Below are 18180 nucleotides of genomic sequence, written 5' to 3'. Positions count from 1 at the left end.
CCCGTCGTGACAGACCCTTCTTCCAGACCCTCGTCCTGTGACGCCGACATCCTGGCCCGCCAGGTCGGCGTCACAGGCGCCTTCAACCCCGCCGACGCAGAAAGCGAGCGGCGCTCTGCGGACATCCCCGCCGAATGGCCGGCCCCGCACTCCCCCACCCCGGTCGACGCCCAGGTGAACCTGCCCGGCAGCAAATCCCTGACCAACCGGTACCTCGTGCTGGCTGCGCTGGCCGGTACGGAATCCCGGCTACGCCGCCCCCTCCGCAGCCGGGACACCCTGCTCATGGCCGAGGCCCTGCGATCACTCGGCGCCCGGATCGACGACCTGAGCTGCGACGACGGTGAGAGCGCAGACTGGTTGATCACCCCGGGACCTCTCCGCGGCAACGCCCACATCGACTGCGGACTCGCCGGCACCATCATGCGTTTCCTGCCCCCCGTGGCCGCACTCGCCGACGGCCCGGTGCGCTTCGACGGCGATGCCCAGGCGCACGGACGACCCATGGGGCCGGGGCTTCGGGCGTTGCTCGACCTCGGGGTGCCCGTCGAGGGCGACCGGCTCCCGTTCACCATCGGCGGCACCGGACGGGTCGGCGGCGGGCAGGTCGTATTGGACGCCTCCAGCAGTTCCCAGTTCGTCTCCGGGCTGCTCCTCGCCGGAGCCTGCTTCGACGACGGCCTCACCGTCGTCCACGAGGGTCCGTCGCTGCCCTCGGCGCCGCACATCTCGATGACCGTCGAGGTCCTGCGGGATGCCGGGGTGGACGTCGACGACTCGACCCCGCACCGGTGGCGCGTCGAACCCACGGAGATCCACGCCCTGGATGTCCAGGTCGAACCGGACCTGTCCAATGCTGCCGCCTTCCTCGCCGCGGCGATGGTCACCGGGGGCCGGATCGAAGTGCCCGGGTGGCCACGACACACCACGCAGGCGGGTGACGCCGTCCGCGAGATCTTCACCGCCATGGGCGGGCAGGTCGATCTCGGCCGGGATTCGTTGGTCGTCACCGGACCGGAACGCCCGCTCGGGGTCGACCTGGACCTGCACGACGTCGGTGAGCTGACCCCGGTGGTGGCGGCGGTCGCCGCGCTCGCCCAGACACCCTCGACCCTGCGCGGCATCGCTCATCTCCGGGGGCACGAGACCGACCGGTTGGCGGCACTCGCCGCGGAGATCGGCGCTCTGGGCGGCCAGGTCGACGTCCTCCACGACGGCCTGCGCATCACTCCCCGGCCACTGCACGGAGCCCGGCTGCGTACCTATGCCGACCACCGTATGGTCATGGCCGGTGCCGTGTTGGGACTGGCGGTGCCCGGGGTGACCCTCGACGATGTCGCAACCGTGGCGAAGACCTTGCCGGACTTCCCGCAGCGGTGGACCGAGATGGTCGGTCGCAGATATCAGGACGCCGGTGATCGTGCCGGGCAGGACCCCGACGTCCGTCGCCCTTCTCTTGCCGTTCCCGGCAGCGGACAGGAGCTTTGATGGCGCGCGGCGCCGATCGCTACGAACACTACGAGGACCGGATCCGCTCCCGCCCGAACCGTCGCGGATCGCGCCCCCGGACCAAGGACCGTCCCCGTCACGAGGACGCCGTCGTGGGGCGGGTCGTCGCCATCGACCGCGGCCGGTACACCGCTTTGGTCGAGGACCGCTCGGTCATCGCGATGAAGGCCCGTGAACTGGGTCGCAAGAGTGTCGTCGTCGGTGACGAGGTCGGACTGGTCGGTGACATCTCCGGCTCACCGGACGCCCTGGCCCGGATCGTGCGGGTCCAGGAACGACGCAGCGTCCTCAGGCGCACCGCGGACGACACCGACCCGGTCGAACGGGTGATCGTGGCCAATGCGGACCAGCTGGCGATCGTGACCGCGCTGGCCGAGCCGGAGCCTCGACCGCGGATGATCGACCGCTGTCTGGTAGCGGCCTATGCCGCGGGACTGGATCCTCTGCTGGTCCTCACCAAGTCGGATCTGGCCGATCCTGCGGATTTCCTGGCCCGGTACTCCGAATTGGGGGTGAGGGCGGTGGTGACCTGCCTCGACGGCGGTGACTCAACGGAATCGGTGAAGGGCGTCGACGGCGTACTCACCCATCTGAGGGGCCGGGTGACGGTGATGGTCGGGCATTCCGGCGTCGGCAAGTCGACACTGGTGAACGCCCTCGTGCCGGGGGCGCGTCGGACCACCGGCCAGGTCAACGATGTCACCGGCCGGGGACGACACACGTCCACATCGGCGGTGGCGCTGGCCCTTCCCGACGGCGGCTGGGTGATCGACACCCCCGGGGTGCGTTCGTTCGGTCTGGCTCATGTGCCGCTCGACGAGATCGTCGGTTTCTTCGACGACCTGGCCCCGGGCACCCAGGAGTGTCCTCGTGGTTGTTCACACGACGAGGAGGAGTGCGGCCTGGACGTCTTCGTCGCCACCGGCGGTGCCGGAACGGGCGGCGCCGCCCGGCTGGATTCCCTGCGCCGTCTGCTGCGGGCGCGTTCCGGCGCGACCGACCGGGACGACTGACAGCCCACGTCGACCTTTCCCGGACGGCTCCGCTCTTTGCCCCTCCTGAGCGGAGCCGTCGGTCTACCCTGAGCCGATGACGAAGAGCCGGAAGAAATCTGCCGCTGACAGCCCGTCACGGCCGCCCAAACTCGACAAACGGGTCTACGAAGCGGAGCTGCTGCGTCTGCAGGAACAGCTCGTCGACATGCAGGAATGGGTGCGTTCTTCCGGACAACGGCTCGTGGTGATCTTCGAGGGCCGGGACGCCGCAGGAAAAGGCGGCGCGATCAAACGGGTGACCGAGTTCCTGAACCCGCGGGTGGCCCAGGTGGTGGCCTTGCCGGCGCCGACGGAAAGGCAATGCACCCAGTGGTACTTCCAACGCTACGTGGAGCATCTGCCCGCGGCCGGCGAGATCCGCCTGTTCGACCGGTCCTGGTACAACCGGGGCGGAGTGGAACGGGTGATGGGTTATTGCACCGCCGACGAACATCAACGCTTCCTACGGCAGTGCCCGATCTTCGAGCGGATGCTCATCGAGGACGGCATCATCCTACGTAAGTACTGGTTCAGCGTGTCGGACGCCGAGCAGGAACGACGTTTCCGCAGCAGGCTGACCGACCCGATGCGCCGGTGGAAACTCTCCCCCACCGATCTGGAGTCGTTGACCCGCTGGGAGGCGTACAGCCGCGCCAAGGACGAGATGTTCGTCCACACCGATATCCCCGAGGCCCGGTGGCGGGTCGTCGAGTCGGAGGACAAACGTCGGGCACGGATCAACATGATCGCCGATCTGCTCTCCTCGGTGCCCTACGAACAGGTGGAACGCGCCGAGTTGGTCCTCCCGGACCGGCCGGCCTCGACCGGTTACCAGCGCACCGATCGCAGCCTGCAGTGGGAGGTTCCGGACCACGCGGCGACGATCACCCGAGGCGATGACGCCGAGCGCAGCTCCAGCTCTGTCTACCAGGATCCCGAGGAGAGCTGACTGCCGCGGTCTGGGGGCGGTTCATCCGGACAGTTTGTGCCATACCGCGAAGGCACCGCTGTGCCCGACCTCGACGGTCATCCAGATCGCCCCCACCGCGATCAGCGTGGCGAAGACGGCAGTGACCAGGCGGGCCGCCGCCGGTAGCAGCGGCGCGGCGGCGCGAGCCTCGTCCAGGTCGGCCGGCCGGAGCCGGGCCGTCCGCCGGGTCCAGAGCACCGCCGCGGCGGGGACCAGTGCACAGACCAGGACGACCAGGGCGACGAAGGGGAGGAGCTCTCCGGTCTCGGCGTGTTCGTGGACCAGGTCGCTGCGAGGCACCCGGTGCTCGAGTTTCTCCCCGCTCTCCTTGGCCGCCACGGCCAGTCCCACGACCAGCAGGTCGAGGAGGACCACCGGGAAGGACCAGGAATGCCAACGCGCCGGGCGCCACAGCAGGAGAGCCGTGGCCACGGCAGCGACCGGGAGCAGCACGACGACCCCGTGTACCAGCAACGGATGTGCGGGTAATCCTGCGATCGAATCGAACATGACACTCATCCTGCTCAAAATCCGCACACGACCACCCGAATCACGGCGCAACACGCCGAACGGGATACGTTGGTGGACATGCCGACGTACGACGACGACCTGCGCCTCGCCCATGTTCTGGCCGACGCCGCCGAACGGGTCACCATGGAACGCTTCAAGGCCGCCGACCTCCACGTCGACACCAAACCGGATCTCACCCCGGTCAGCGACGCCGACCGGGCAGCAGAAGAGCTCATCCGAAACCAGCTCGGACGCACTCGTCCCCGGGACAGCGTCCTCGGCGAAGAATTCGGCGAGACCGGGAATTCACCTCGCCGTTGGATCATCGACCCCATCGACGGCACCAAGAACTTCGTCCGCGGGGTGCCGGTCTGGGCGACCCTGATCGCCCTCGTCGACGGCGACGATCCCGTCGTCGGACTCGTCGCGGCACCTGCGCTCAACCGCAGGTGGTGGGCCGCGAAAGGTACCGGCGCCCGCACCGGTCGGAGCCTGTTCAGTTCCACGCCTCTCGCGGTGAGCGGGGTCCAACGGGTCGAGGACGCCTCGTTGTCGTACTCCAGCCTCACCGGGTGGCGGACGAGCGGACGCCAGGAAGGTTTCCTCGGTCTGGCCGAGGACTGCTGGCGGACCCGGGCCTACGGCGACTTCTGGTCGTACATGCTCGTCGCCGAAGGAGCTTGCGATATCGCCTGCGAGCCCGAGCTCGAGCTGTACGACATGGCGGCACTCGCGCCCATCGTGACCGAGGCCGGTGGCCTGTTCACCTCCCTCGAAGGCATTCCCGGCCCGTGGGGGCCCGGCGCGGTCGCCAGCAACGGGCCCCTGCACGACGAGGTCCTCGCCCGGTTGTCCGTCCCGGCCAGCTGACCGGGACGGACAACCGGCCGGGTCAGGACCGTTTCGTCTCCAGGAATTCGCCGATGCGTTCGATGGCTTCGGTGAGCATCTTCACATCGGGCAGGGTCACCAGACGGAAGTGATCGGGGGTGAACCAGTTGAACCCGGTGCCGTGGGTCACCAGGATCTTCTTGGCCCGCAGCATCTCGATCACGAAGGCTTCGTCGTCGTCGATCCGGTAGACCTGCGGGTCCAGCCGGGGGAAGCAGTACAGCGCGCCGCGCGGTTCCACGCAGGAGACGCCGGGGATCTCGTTCAGCATCCGCGAGGCCAATTTCGCCTGTTCGTAGAACCGCCCGCCGGGGATGATCAGTTCGTTGATCGACTGGTAGCCCCCCAACGCGGTCTGGATGGCGTGTTGCGCGGGGACATTCGCGCACATGCGCATATTGGCCAGGAGGTTCAGTCCCTCCAGGTAGTCCTCGGCGAGTTCCTTCGGCCCGGTCACGACGACCCAACCCGAGCGGTAACCGCATACCCGGTAGGCCTTCGAGAGCCCGCTGAAGGTCAGACAGAGCACGTCCTCACCGGCGTACGCGGCGGTGTGATGATGCACGGCGTCGTCGAAGATGATCTTCTCGTAGATCTCGTCGCTCAGTACGACCAGGTCGTGCCGCCGGGCGATGTCGACCAGCCCTTTGACGGTCTCCTCGCTGTACACCGCCCCGGTCGGGTTGTTCGGATTGATGATGACCAGGGCGTGGGTGTTCTCGGTGATCTTCGCCTCGATGTCGGCCAGGTCCGGATTCCACCCGTTGGCCTCGTCGCACCGGTAGTGCACCGGGGTCCCTCCGGACAGACTCACCGCCGCCGTCCACAGCGGATAGTCCGGTGCCGGGACGAGGATCTCGTTGCCATTGTCGACGAAGGCCTGCAGGACCATCGTGATCAATTCGGACACACCGTTCCCGATGAAGACGTCGTCGACGCCGACCGTGGTGAGCCCCTTGTCCTGGTAGTACTGGGCCACCGCGGTACGGGCCGAGTAGATGCCACGGCCGTCGCTGTACCCCTGAGCCTGGGGCAGGTGATGGATCATGTCGGCCAGGACGGCGTCCGGCGCCTCGAAGCCGAAAGGAGCCGGGTTGCCGATGTTCAACTTCAGGATGGTGTGGCCTTCGGCCTCGAGTCGCTGCGCCTCGGTGAGGATCGGGCCCCTCACGTCATAACGGACATGCTGCAGCTTCTTGCTCTGGCGGATCCGACGCGTCATACCGGGCAGTCTTTCATCCCCGGGCTCGGTCGACTCACCCGAGCTCCACCCGGGAACCGGGTCGACTCACCCGGCCAGAACAGTCACCTCACCCAGGCCCAGTTCCCTCAGAGGACCGGTCAGGACGGAGGCGTCCCCGACGACCACCGCCGTCCAGATCCCGTCGACGTGCGCACGATAGGCCTCGGTCAGCCGCTCCGGGGTCAACGTCCGCATGTCCTGCAACACCTCGGTGGTGTGCTCGGTGGTCAGACCCTCCATCGCCCGGGACGCAGCCTCGTCCGCGACGGCATCGGCGGTGGCATAACGACCCGGTGCCGTCCGGCACAGATAGTCGACCCCCGCCTGCACCTCGTCGGAGCGGAAACCTTCTCGGGCGTCGTCGAGGACGCCGGTGAGCAGGCCCAGGGCGTCGGCGGTCACCTCGGTGCGCACCGAGCCGCTGGCGACGAAGAGCCCCGATCCCCGACGCGGGCGGAAGGCGCATCTCATCCCGTAGGTGTACCCCTTCTCCTCCCGCAGGAGCGCATCGATCCTGGCGTGAGGGCTTCCCCCGAGCACATAGCTCAACACCGGGTAGGGGGCCCAGCCACCGGATACCGTGCGGGTCGGCCCGCAACAGCCGACGTACAGTTCGCTCTGCACGCTCCCGGGCCGGTCCACCAGGACGATCCGGCTGTGCTCCGGCCGAGGAGCCGGGAACGCCGGCGACGGCACAGCCGCATCGCCCGTCCATCCGGCCAAGGCCGATCGGACCTCGTCCTCGATCGCGAAATCTGTCATGTCACCGGCGACGACGACCACCGCTCCGGCGGGGCGGACGGTCGCGGCGTGATAGGCGACGACGTCCTCCCGGGTGATCCGGGCGACGCTCTGCGCGGTGCCACCGGTCGGACGGGAGAGGCGGTCTCCCTCGGCGTAGAACGAACCCGCGAAGGCGATCGCGGCCCGCTGCCCCGGATGGTTCATCTCCTGCTCGATCTCCGCGAGCCGGGTGCGCACGTGCCGACGAACCTGCTGTTCGGGGAAGTTCGGCGAGGTCAACACCTCGGCGAGCAGTTCCAGCGCAGGTCGGGCGTGCCGCCGGGTGACATCCATCTCGACGATCAGGCCGCGCTCGCCCACGCCGGCGGCCAGGGCGATGCCGTGTCGCTCCAGGAGCTCGGCCAGCTGCTCGGCGTCGTGGATGTGGGTGCCTTCGTCGAGCACCCGGGCCATGACGGTGCCGACGCCCTCCAGGTGGCGCGGCTCGCTGGTGAGGGGGGCGGGCACGGTGACCCGGATCGACCAGACATGCTGCCCGGGGGTGTCGTAGACCAGGAGCCGGGCGCCGTTGTCGAGGTCGGTGCTCTGCGGGACCGGGAAGGACCAGGCGGGGGCGGGGGCGACAGACGGGCGGGGTGGTCCTTGGACGGTCATGCGTCTTCTCCCTGGGGTCGGACGGCCACGACGGCGCGGTGTCCGGAGCGTAGCCAGGTCCTGGCGGCTTCGCGGACCTGGTCGGCGGTCACGGCCGAGAGCCGGTCGAGGTAGGTGTTCACGGCGTGGGGGTCGTCGTGGAGGCAGGTGTACTGGCCGATGGTGTCGGCCCGTTCCTCCAAGGAGGCCAGACCGGACAGCCAGCTGCGTTCGCTCTGCGCGAGGACGGCCTCCATGTCGACTGAGGTGGGTCCCTGTTCGGCGAAGTCGTCGACGAGTTCGCACAGGCGTGTCTCGAGCCGGTCGAGATCGACGCCGTCGGCGGCCTGGACGACCAGGTACCCCAGGGAGACTCCGTCGAAGAGCCCGAGGCTGCCCGCGGAGACGAAATCGGCGAGTTCCTCGTCGCGGACGAGTGCACGTTCCAGTCTGGAGATGCTCAATCCGCCCAGGCAGTCCACGGCACACGAGGCGGCGAGGTAGTCGGCGGTGTGATCGGGGGGGAGCCTGAATCCGATGTACAGCCGGTCGGAGGGGACGGCTTCGGTCCATTCCCCCCGCACCGGCGCGGGCAGCGGGCGGAGCGGCGCGGAGACGGGCTGTTCGGGGAGTTCACCGGCGGGGATCACCCCGAAGTAGCGTTCTGCGGCTCGGAAGGCTTCTTCGGCGGTGATGTCACCGGCGACGGTGAGGACGGTGTTGCCCGGGACGTACCAGTGCCGGTAGAAGGCGTGGACGTCCTCCAGGGTGGCCGCGTCCAGATCGGCCATCGAACCGATCGTGGGATGCTGGTAGGGGTGGCCGTCGGGGAAGATCAGGCCGTAGAGATGGTTCAGCGCATTGCCGTAGGGGGCGTTGTCGTACCGCTGGCGTTTCTCCTCTTTGACGACATCTCGCTGGTTGTCCAGGTTCTCCTGGTTCACCGCGTCGAGCAGCCATCCGTGACGGTCGGCTTCCATCCACAGGGCCAGTTCGAAGGCCCCGCTGGGGACGGTGTCGAAATAGTTCGTCCGGTCGAACCAGGTGGTGGCGTTGAGGCGGGCGCCGTGCGCCATGAGGGTGGCGAAGTGCTCACCGCAGGCGATCTGACGGGATCCCTGGAACATGAGATGTTCGAAGAGGTGGGCGAAACCGGTTTTACCCGGTGGTTCGTGGCGTGACCCCACTCTCACCCAGATGTTCACCGCCACGGTGGGGACGCTGTGATCCTCGTTGACGACGACGCGGAGCCCGTTCGGGAGTGTCCGGTCGACGATGTCATAGGCGAGCGGCATTCCCTCACCCTAACGTCAGGAGGTGGGTGACTCGTCACCCGGCAGGTCGGCGGGGCCGCCGTGGTCGCGCGGCCCCACCGACCTACGACGGTCAGGGACGGTCGGTCCTCTGCTGAGGTGCCGTAGCCGGTGTCTCTCCGGGGTCCGTGGTCGTCAGGGGTTTCGTCCCGGTGATCCCTATCTCGGTGGTCGATGCCGTCGGCGCGGGGATCTCCTCGCCGCGGATGAGTCGTCCACTGGTCCTGGAGCCCAGGCGGCCCATCGCGAGTCGTCCCACCATCTGCTGGTTGGTGGTGGCCCGTTCGGCACGGCCGCTGCCGATGAAGGTGATGAACCAGCGCAGCAGGGTCGCGAGTTGCTGTTTGAAGCCGGTGATGTACAGCAGGTGCAGTACCAGCCAAGCCACCCAGGCCGGGAAACCCGACAGTCGGAAGCGTCCGACGGAGACCACGGCCTTGTACTTGCTGATCGTGGCCATGGAGCCTTTGTCGTGATAGGAGAAGGTCGCCGGACGGGGGTCCCGTCCCGCTCCGGCCGCAGCGAGATATTCGCGGATGCGGTCGGCCGCGAAACGTCCGGACTGGATGGCTCCTTGGGCGACACCGGGCACCCCGGGGACGGACATCAGGTCGCCGACGACGAAGATCTCGGGATGGCCCGGCAGGGTGAGGTCGCCTTGGACGAGGACCCGTCCGGACCGGTCGGTCTGCGCCCCTGTCTGGTCGGCGACATGTCGACCCAGCGGATTTCCCTGGACGCCGGCCGCCCACACCTTGCAGGTGCTCTCGATACGCTCGAGCCGGCCGTCCTGGTGCTTGACGACGACGCCGGTGGCGTCGACATCGGTGACCATGACACCGAGTTGCACCTGGACCCCCAGTTTCTCCAGTTCCTTCCGGGTGACCTGGCCGAGCCGGTCACCGAAGGTGGGCAGCACCTGGGCTGCGCCGTCGACCAGGAGGACCCGGGCATCGGAGGGGTTGATGCGGCGGAAGTTCCCGGCGAGGGTCGTGCTGGCCAGTTCTCGGATCTGTCCGGCCATCTCGACGCCGGTGGGCCCGGCTCCCACGACGACGAAGGTCATCAGGCGTTCGCGGGTCTGCGGGTCCTCCTCCAGTTCGGCCTGTTCGAAAGCGCCGAAGATCCTGCTGCGCAGTTCGAGCGCGTCGTCGAGCGTCTTCATGCCGGGCGCATAGGTGGCGAAGTGGTCGTTGCCGAAGTAGCTCTGTCCGGCGCCGGCGGCGAGGATCAGGATGTCGTAGGGGGTGCGGGTCTCCTTGTCGTGGAAGCGCGAGGAGACGACCCGGTTCTCGACGTCGATCTCGGTGACCAACCCGTGCAGCACGGTCGCATTGGGCTGACGGCGCAGGATCGCCCGGGTGGGCGGTGCGATCTGACCTTCGGAGAGGATTCCGGTGGCCACCTGGTAAAGGAGCGGCTGGAAGAGGTGCTGGCCGGTGTCCGCGATCATCGTGATCTCGACGTCCGCAGTCTTCAGGGCTTTGGTCGAGAACAGCCCGGCAAAGCCTGAGCCGATGACGACAACCCTCTGCTTGGCAGTGGTGCGGTCACGTCCGTCGCGCATGGTTCTCCTCGTCGGGAAAATCTGGGTATGCCGCTCTCACCAGAGCAGTTTCGGAGGAGAAGAGTGCAGCCGCAGCGTTCCACACGGCCCTGTGCGCTCTGCGGTCGGCTTCGTCTCCGTGTGGAGGTGTCGTCCTCCACCTCGGTGAGCGCGACAAGAGGCAAGGTCCAGTCTATGCGTGCGATTCAGGAGGCTTTACCCCTGGTACCGCTTCATGTCCAGGGACCTTGGGCGCGGGTTCCCTCAGTATCGGATCACCTGCCGGTCCGGTGTGGCGAGGAAACTCGTTTCCAGGCCGGCCGGTCCGACGAAGAGCGCCGTGGCCCAGGCGTCGGCCTCGACGATATCCGGCGCGATCACGCTCACCGATCCCCTGCGCCGTTCCCGACGTCCGGTGGCCGGGTCCACCAGATGTGCACCCCTTGCGGAACATCCCGATGTGGCCAGGGCTCCGGCGTGGAGTTCGACGACTCCGGCAACTCGCCCGGGAATGTCCGGATCGTCGATGCCGAGGCGCCACGGACGTCCGCCCCCGGGCGATTCGTCGATCCCACCGACCAGGAGGTCCCCGCCGGCGTTGAGACAGTAAGCGTGTCCGCCCACCGCCGCCAGATGTCCCGCGGCCCGGGCCACCGCCCACCCTTTGACCAGACCGGTCGGGTCGTAGGACGGTTCCCCGGTCGTCTCGTCGGGCAGGACCGCCGTGAAAGAGCCACCGGTGACCTGCTGGTAGTGCGCGCACAAGGCCGCGACCTCACGCATCTGCGGGCCGCACGCGGTCAGTGTCAGCTCGCCGCGCCGGAGGCGGGACAGTTCGCTGTGCGGCTGCCATCTGCTGAAGATCTCCTCGGCCCGGGCCAGTTCGTCGTAGGCCTTCCCGACGGCCTCCACTGCTCGAGGGGAGCGCGGGTCGGGCCCGCGCAGGTGGATACTCACCGGCATCCCCATCAGTCGGCGGACATACGCGGCGACATACGGTGGCGGCGGGCAGGCCGGGGGCGGATCGGGCAGATCCGCGGGACCGCGGCTCATGCCCTGGCCTGGTCGATGGCCGACTGGAGGGACCCGGTGTAGCCAGCCCAGGTGACGGTCGCCCCGGACACCGCGTCGATCTGCGCACTCTGGACCCGGACCGCTGCGGCATCGTACTGCGGGACGGCTCGGGAATTGATCCGTTGATCCTTGGAACTGCTGTTCGGGTAGGTCAGGGCCCGCGAACTGGTGATCTTCCCGGCCGAGACGACGATCTGCACCTGGACGTCCCCGTACGTGGTCCCGGTGGCATTTCCCGTGTAGGTGCCGTCCTTCAAAGGCGCTCCCGGAGCAGCTACGGGCCCACCGCCGGGCGGCCGTGGACGATCGGCTATCCCACCGGGGGTGGCTGTTCCTGGGCCACGGACCCCCAGACTGGTGTGATACCCCAGGGCCAGGAGCACCACGGACACGGTGCTCGCACCGACGATCACATTGCGGCGCAGTCGGCCCGGTTCGGCCACCGCGGCAGGATTCGACAGCTTCGGCTCACGACCGGTCATGGCAGCTTTCCTCGTCAGTCGGTGAAACGTTCGGTGTGGACGCAGGAGGACGGGACGCCGGCACGGATCGCGGCCGCCTCCACGGCATCCATCCAGGCCGTCGCCCCACAGACGAAGACGTCGTGCCCGGCGACCTGCGGGACCAGACAGGTCAGCGCCTCCGCGTCGGAGAGATGGCACCAGCTCTCCGGGAGCCACGACCTGCGCGCGCTGATCCGGGGTCCGTCGAGGATGTACAGGTGTGCTCCGAGCTCGTCGGTGACCGCCTGCACCCGGGGTAGGAGCGCAGCGGACGCCGGTTCGCGGACCCGGTAGATCACTGTGGCCTCCCCCGGTTGCACGGACAGGGATTCCAGGAGGGAGAGCATCGGAGCGATGCCGATCCCGGAGGCCATCAGCAGCACCGGGCGTCGAGTGCGAACGCCTTCGTGAAGTCGACCGTACGGTCCTTCGATCAGCACTCTGGTGCCCGGCTGCATCGTGGCCAGCCGTCGGCTGCCGTCGCCGACCCCCGCGACGCTGATCCGCAGGGATCGTCCGTCGGGGGCGGCGGACAGCGAATAGGGGTGCGCCCGGGTCCATCCTGGTCCGTCGAGGAAACGCCACAGGAAGAACTGTCCGCCGATGACCGGCAGCCGGTCCAGGTGGCGGCCGGTGACGGTCACCGTGGTGACATCGCGGCCTTCGGCACGTACGTCGGTGACCACCAGGCGGTGGCGCAGGTTACGTCGGATGGGCAGACCCACCCGGAAGAGGAGCACCGAGGCGGCTGCGCCCGTCCAGAGGGTCCACCAGTAGACGGTCGCGATCGGTGAGGACAGGAAGTCCGCCCCGGTCCACAGCTGGTGCGGTAGCGCCAGGAAACATCCCAGGTAGGCGTACAGGTGGATCAGATGCCAGGTTTCGTAACGCAGCCGGCGTCGGGCGGATCGGACCGAGGAGAGGACCACCGCGCACAGGGCGAGGGTTCCGAGCACGGCCAGCAGCATCGCCGGCATGTCGAGAGTGACGTCCAGGGTGGTGGTCCACAGTTGTGTCCAGGAGGCTCCGGCGTAGCCGAAGAGGGTCATCCCGAGGTGGGCCAGCATCAGGACGAATGAGCCGAAGCCGGCGAGCCGGTGGGTCCCGGTCAGGGCGTCCTGGCCGAAGGCTTTCTCCACGAATGGGATCCGGGCCATCATCAGCACCTGCAGGAGCAGGAGGTCCGAGGAGAGCAACCCGGTGAGCCGTCCCATGGAGGTCCATCCCTCGGCTGTCGATGTCGCTCTGCTCACCCCGCCGTTCGCCCACCACAGCCATAGGACGAACAGCAGACTCATCCAGACCGTCGCCACGGCGACGACCGACCACCATCGGGGCACCGAGAGCGCGGAGGAGACTGTAGACCCGGCTCTCGGAGCATCTGTGATGCCCGAGTGGCCTTCCCGCCCATGGACCTTCAGCGCAGTGGGGGTGTTCGCATTCGCGAGCGGGGGCGCGGTGGAGGTCATGCATCATGTTTCGCCCACGCCGCCGTCAGGAAGGCCTGCCCTGGCTGTGGGCCACCTGTGAATGAGTGGTCACCGCATAGACGGAGCGACCTGCGAACCTGTCGTCCGACCGCCGCCAGACATATCGCCGGCCTCGCCACCACTTCGAAAATAGTTACTTAGACTCGTGATTCGCCGGTCTGATGAAGACCGGACCCGATGCTCCCGTCCCGGGGAGCCCCCTTCATGAGCCGGTTCCCGGAAAGGCCTCAGATGCAGAAGAAACAGATCGTCGGCCGCGCTGTGACCACCGCGGTCGTCGTCCTCCTCGGGATGCACCTGACCGGGTGCGGTGAGAAGAAGTCATCGGAGAACTCCGCTCCCAGCAGCACATCGGCCAGTTCCTCGCCCACCACATCGTCGACGCCGTCCACCTCGACCACCAGCAAACCGTCGATCGAACCGGGGACCATCCCCGGGACCGGCCGTTTCCAGGTGGGAGTCGACATCCAGCCCGGAACATATGTCTCGGAGACCGATCCGGGAACGATGTGTTACGCCGCCCGGCTCACCGCGAAGGACTCACCGGACCCACTCATCACCAACCATGTGACGAAGGGGCGCACCGTGGTCACCATCCAGAAGACCGACGCCTTCTTCGAGACCCGGGACTGTGCGACCTGGAAGAAACGCTGAAGCGGGGCCTTGCGCCGGGGACGGACATCACCCGGCGCAAGGGGTCGCTCAGTAGACGTGCACCGTGGTGCCGACCGGAGCCTGCTCGTAGAGCTTCTTCGTGGCTTCCCAGTCACGGGTCTGAATGCAACCGTGGCTGCCGATGTAGGTGTCGCTGTTGAGCGCGAAACCCGAGGAGTAGTGGATGTAGAAGCCGATCTTCGGGTCGAACTTCATCCCCCAGGGCATGTAGACCTTGTACGGGTAGGACCACCACTGGTCGGGAGACTTGGCCGTGATCTGCCAGGTACCCTTCGGGGTCTCGTATCCGGGGCGGCCGTAGATCACCGGGGTGGTGAGTTTTTCCTCGCCGTTCTCGAAATAGCGCAGCGTCCGGTCGGTCAGGGACGCGCAGACGATGTTCTTCTTCTGCTTGCAGATCGCGGGGAGCTCGGCGGCCGGAGCGGCGGGCGCAGCGGCCTGGCTGCCGACGGCCGATGTGATCTCGTGTTTTCCCAGTTCGGGGGCCGCAGCCCGGGATGCGCCGGTGCCGATTCCGCCGATGACGACGGTCAGTCCGGCGACGGCGAGTGTGCGCAGCGCGGTACGAATGGTCATGACGCCCCTCATGATCGTGTGCCGTGCCGGCGGACCGGCCTCTGTAGTGGTGGAGTACTCCACGTCCTTCGACGTTAACATCCGCAGGTTGTGCGCCGGCGAGCGGCCGGGCTCCGTGTTACTTCTGAAATAACTTGCCCGACAAGGCTTGTCGATGTTCTCTATGGGGTCATGGCAAGGGCTGGAGCGGCTCGCCGTTCGGATGCGACCCGCTTGGATAGCGCCGGGCCGTCGCCGTCCAACCAGAGAAAACACGAAGGGCCCCTAGCCTGTAGGCTAGGGGCCCTTCGTAACTACTCACTGAGTAGCGGGGGCAGGATTTGAACCTGCGACCTCCGGGTTATGAGCCCGGCGAGCTACCGAGCTGCTCCACCCCGCGTCGGTATGTCCTTAGCTTAGCAAAGGTCGGGGCGGCCGTCCAAATCGAGGTAAGTCCCCAGGTCAGAAAGGTGGCCACCCCTCCGACACCCACCTGAACAAGGTGTCCACACTCCCTGCGCCAACGGAACGGGCCGGGCGGTGCGAACACCACCCGGCCCGACTCAACCTCCTACCGGATCGTCAGCGTCCCGCAGCCGGAGCCGGATCAGGCGTACCCGACGGGAGCTGCCCCGACGTCTTCGTCGCCTTCTCGATCGCCTCCTGCAACTTCTTCTGCGCCGTGCCATAGGCCGTGAAATCGCCCTTCTTCAGCGCCTCCTGGCCTTCCGAATAGGCCTTCTGCGCCTCGGCGAGCAATGCCTTCAGCTCCGCTGACGGGTTCGGCGGCGTATTCTCCGCCGGCGGCTTGCCCGGCGTCGACGGCGGCGGCTGATCCGTCTTCGCACCCGAATCACCACCGAACAACTGGTTCAACGCCGACTCCAAAGTCGCGCCCCAGGCCAGTTTGTCCCCGAAGGAGACCACGATCGCCTGGTTCAACGGATACGACGTCCCCGCCTTACCGCTGATGTAGATCGGCTGGACGTACAACAGACCCCCACCGACCGGCAAGGTCAACAGGTTGCCCTTCTGCGCCGTCGAACCACCCTGGTTCAGGTTGATGAACTGGCTCAAGGTCACCGAGAAATCCGTCGAGTTCTGATTGCTCGTGGAGATCTGGTTCTGCACCTGCGCCGGCCCCATGATGTTCGTATTCGCCGGCAACTCCAACAGACGCATCTTGCCGTACCCGTCCCGACGTTTGCCCTTCTCGTCCCCGGCATCGGAATCGACCGCCAGGAAACCTGTCAGGAACTGGCGGTTCTCCCCCGCAGGAGTGAACGAGGTCGTCAACGAGAACGCCGGATCCTTCTGCCCCGGCATCCCGATCGACAGGTAGTACGGCGGTTGGCCGGCCTTCTGATCCGCAGCGGTCGGGTCCGTGGGCACCTTCCAGTAATCACTGCCCGAGTAGAACGCCGAAGCATCGGTCACGTGGTACCGGGCCAACAACTCACGCTGGACCTTGAACATGTCCTCCGGGTAGCGCAGATGGCTCATCAACGCGCCCGAGATCTCGTTCATCGGTTTGACCGTCCCACCGAAAGCCGACGACCACGCCTTCAACATCGGGTCCTGATCGTCCCAGGTGTACAACTTCACCGAACCGTCGTAGGCGTCGACCGTGGCCTTCACCGAGTTACGGATGTAGTTCACCTGACCGGCCCGGATCTCCTGCACCGACTGCCGCGAACGGGTCACCGCGTCCGAGGTGGCCGTGTCGATCGACTGCAACTGGCTGTACGGATAGTGTGCGCTGGTCGTGTACCCGTCCACGATCCACTGCACACGACCGTCGACCACCGCCGGATAGGGGTTCCCGTCCAAGGTCAGCCACGGGGCGACCCGCTCGATACGTTCTTTCGGCGTGCGATGGTCCAGCATCACCGAATGGTCACCCACCTGCTCGGACAACAGAATGTTGTACTCGCGGTACTTCACCGCATAGGCCAGGCGCTTGAAGATGTTGTCCATCTTCACCCCGCCCTCACCGGAGAAAGTCGTCCGTGACTCCCCCTGGTCCGACTGGTAGTCCAGCTCCCGAGGATGCGCGCCCGGAGCCTCGCCCACGATCGAGTACGTGTGGGTCTTCTCGCCGAAATAGATCCTCGGCTCGAACTCGCCCAACTTGCCGACCATCGGGATGTCCTTGGCGAAGAAGACCGGCTCCCCCCGGGCGTCCCGCTGCGTGCCGTAGGCGGCGACCAACCCGTAACCGTGGGTGTACACCGTGTGGTCGTTCACCCAGCTGCGGGAAGGAGCACTCGCCAGGTCCAACTCGCGAGCCGCGATCACCGTGTCCTGACGTTTACCGTCGATCGTGTACCGGTCGACGTCCAGGACGTCCGGGAACTGGTAGTACCGACGCAGACCCTGCAACTGCATGAAGGTCGAGCTGACCACCATCGGGTCGACCACCCGGACACCAGGGATCGTCGCGGCATCACCGGAGAGCCCGCCCTTGTCCGGAACCTTCTTCGCCTCGTAGGGCTTCCGGTCGATCTGGTCCAACCCGTAGGCCGACCGGGTCGCATTGATGTTGTGCTGAAGATAAGGAGCTTCCAGGGACTGCTCGCTCGGCTTGACCTTGAACGCCTGGATCGCCGCAGGATAGGCGGTACCCGCCGCCAGGGAGACCACGACCAGGATCCCCAGACCCGTCATCGGGAAGGTCCACGACCGTGTCCAGATCGACGACAGGAAGAACAGCGCACAGAGCACCGCGGCCCCCGCCAGGATGCCCTTCGCCCACAGCACCGCATTCGCCTCGGTGTACTGCAGACCGGTGATCCGGCTCGAAGAGGTCACCGACAGCTGGTAACGATCCAGCCAGTAACCGACCGCCCGCACCAGCACGAACGAAGCCGCCAGGATCGCGAGGTGGATGCGCGCCGACTTCGAGGTGTGCACCCCGTTGGCGCCGACCGCCAGGCCCCCGTACACATAGTGCGTCACCACGGCGGCCATCACCGCCAGCACCAAGGACATCGTGAAGAAGGACTCCAGGAAGATGTACCAAGGCAGGTCGAAGACGAAGAAACCCACGTCCTTGCCGAAGGTCGGATCGGTCTTCCCGAAGGACTGCCCGTTCAGGTACAACAACAGGACCTTCCACTGACTGGCCGCGGCCAGACCACCGAAAGCACCCAGTACCAGAGGAACCGCCACGATGGCCACCTTGCGCACCGGGTCGAGCATCTCCCGGTAACGGTCCAGCACCTGTTCACGCTGAGAGGCCGGCGCGTAGATCGGACGCGTGCGGTACCCCAGCACCAGACTGGAGGCCACCACGGCCCCGGCGAGCACCATTCCGCCCACGAAGAGTCCCACCTGGGAACCCAGCTGGGTCCAGAACACGCTGCTGTAACCCAGGCCTTGGAACCACATCAACTGTGTCCACACGAACGAACCGAAGACCGCCAATGCCACCACGGCGGCCAGGACCAGAAGAGTCACCACCAGCGGAGAAGGCCGCCACGGTTTCATC

At 67.0% G+C, this 18180-nt stretch carries 15 protein-coding genes and 1 tRNA gene; 5 read left to right on the top strand and 11 right to left on the bottom strand.

From position 1 onward, the window contains the following. Window positions 1–6: 6 nt before the first annotated feature. The 3 genes from aroA to ppk2 all read left to right on the top strand — a co-directional run bounded on the left by aroA (window position 7) and on the right by ppk2 (window position 3492). Window positions 7–1488 carry a 3-phosphoshikimate 1-carboxyvinyltransferase gene (gene aroA, locus AUCHE_RS09450; protein WP_006503076.1) on the top strand — a complete coding sequence of 494 codons (1482 nt, stop codon included), beginning with the start codon at window positions 7–9 and terminating at the stop codon, window positions 1486–1488. Next, complete coding sequence (gene rsgA / locus AUCHE_RS09445) at window positions 1488–2522, top strand: ribosome small subunit-dependent GTPase A (protein ID WP_006503075.1); 1035 nt, start codon at window positions 1488–1490, stop codon at window positions 2520–2522. The genes aroA and rsgA overlap by 1 nt, the downstream gene beginning before the upstream one ends. Before the next feature lie 76 nt (window positions 2523–2598). After that, window positions 2599–3492 (top strand): polyphosphate kinase 2, encoded by an 894-nt coding sequence (gene ppk2, locus AUCHE_RS09440; protein ID WP_006503074.1) that lies wholly within the window; start codon window positions 2599–2601, stop codon window positions 3490–3492. A 21-nt stretch (window positions 3493–3513) separates the two neighbouring features. On the opposite strand, the gene AUCHE_RS09435 is transcribed toward ppk2, so the two are convergent. Next, entirely contained in the window at window positions 3514–4023 is a 510-nt protein-coding gene (locus AUCHE_RS09435; protein WP_006503073.1) for a DUF2231 domain-containing protein, read from the bottom strand. A gap of 78 nt (window positions 4024–4101) precedes the next feature. On the opposite strand from AUCHE_RS09435, the gene hisN reads away from it, so the two are divergent. After that, on the top strand, window positions 4102–4893 hold the full coding sequence (gene hisN / locus AUCHE_RS09430) for a histidinol-phosphatase (protein ID WP_006503072.1): 792 nt from the start codon (window positions 4102–4104) through the stop codon (window positions 4891–4893). Window positions 4894–4915: 22 nt separating this feature from the next. Here hisN and AUCHE_RS09425 read toward each other — a convergent pair whose 3' ends face one another. The 7 genes from AUCHE_RS09425 to AUCHE_RS09395 all read right to left on the bottom strand — a co-directional run bounded on the left by AUCHE_RS09425 (window position 4916) and on the right by AUCHE_RS09395 (window position 13439). Beyond that, window positions 4916–6136 (bottom strand): pyridoxal phosphate-dependent aminotransferase, encoded by a 1221-nt coding sequence (locus tag AUCHE_RS09425; RefSeq protein WP_006503071.1) that lies wholly within the window; start codon window positions 6134–6136, stop codon window positions 4916–4918. Window positions 6137–6202: 66 nt separating this feature from the next. Next, the gene (locus tag AUCHE_RS09420; RefSeq protein WP_006503070.1) at window positions 6203–7555 is read right to left on the bottom strand and encodes a M16 family metallopeptidase; all 1353 of its coding nucleotides are present in this window, start codon (window positions 7553–7555) and stop codon (window positions 6203–6205) included. Continuing rightward, window positions 7552–8829, bottom strand: a complete 1278-nt coding sequence (locus tag AUCHE_RS09415) for a M16 family metallopeptidase (protein ID WP_006503069.1) — start codon at window positions 8827–8829, stop codon at window positions 7552–7554. Before AUCHE_RS09415 ends, AUCHE_RS09420 begins: the two co-directional genes overlap by 4 nt. A gap of 91 nt (window positions 8830–8920) precedes the next feature. Further along, window positions 8921–10414 (bottom strand): NAD(P)/FAD-dependent oxidoreductase, encoded by a 1494-nt coding sequence (locus AUCHE_RS09410; RefSeq protein WP_006503068.1) that lies wholly within the window; start codon window positions 10412–10414, stop codon window positions 8921–8923. Window positions 10415–10657: 243 nt separating this feature from the next. Next, on the bottom strand, window positions 10658–11446 hold the full coding sequence (locus tag AUCHE_RS09405) for an FAD:protein FMN transferase (protein ID WP_006503067.1): 789 nt from the start codon (window positions 11444–11446) through the stop codon (window positions 10658–10660). Beyond that, a complete protein-coding gene (locus tag AUCHE_RS09400; protein ID WP_006503066.1) occupies window positions 11443–11949 on the bottom strand; it encodes an FMN-binding protein in 507 nt (168 codons plus the stop codon). The genes AUCHE_RS09405 and AUCHE_RS09400 overlap by 4 nt, the downstream gene beginning before the upstream one ends. A gap of 14 nt (window positions 11950–11963) precedes the next feature. Further along, complete coding sequence (locus AUCHE_RS09395) at window positions 11964–13439, bottom strand: ferredoxin reductase family protein (RefSeq protein WP_081578184.1); 1476 nt, start codon at window positions 13437–13439, stop codon at window positions 11964–11966. 225 nt (window positions 13440–13664) lie between these two features. Here AUCHE_RS09395 and AUCHE_RS15680 point away from each other — a divergent pair, with 225 nt between their 5' ends. Beyond that, window positions 13665–14114 carry a hypothetical protein gene (locus AUCHE_RS15680; RefSeq protein WP_143114827.1) on the top strand — a complete coding sequence of 150 codons (450 nt, stop codon included), beginning with the start codon at window positions 13665–13667 and terminating at the stop codon, window positions 14112–14114. A 48-nt stretch (window positions 14115–14162) separates the two neighbouring features. Here AUCHE_RS15680 and AUCHE_RS09385 read toward each other — a convergent pair whose 3' ends face one another. The 3 genes from AUCHE_RS09385 to AUCHE_RS09375 all read right to left on the bottom strand — a co-directional run bounded on the left by AUCHE_RS09385 (window position 14163) and on the right by AUCHE_RS09375 (window position 18179). Next, window positions 14163–14711, bottom strand: coding sequence for a L,D-transpeptidase (locus tag AUCHE_RS09385; RefSeq protein ID WP_006503063.1), 549 nt, complete (start codon window positions 14709–14711; stop codon window positions 14163–14165). Between the two features lie 305 nt (window positions 14712–15016). Beyond that, a tRNA-Met gene (locus AUCHE_RS09380) sits at window positions 15017–15090 on the bottom strand. Between the two features lie 182 nt (window positions 15091–15272). Beyond that, a complete protein-coding gene (locus AUCHE_RS09375) occupies window positions 15273–18179 on the bottom strand; it encodes a UPF0182 family membrane protein (RefSeq protein WP_245706793.1) in 2907 nt (968 codons plus the stop codon). Window position 18180: the final 1 nt, after the last annotated feature.

The organism is Austwickia chelonae NBRC 105200 (assembly GCF_000298175.1).
Classification (GTDB): Bacteria; Actinomycetota; Actinomycetes; order Actinomycetales; family Dermatophilaceae; genus Austwickia; species Austwickia chelonae.
The sequence above is the reverse complement of the archived record's forward strand: the minus strand, read 5'-3'. Positions and strand labels throughout refer to the sequence as shown.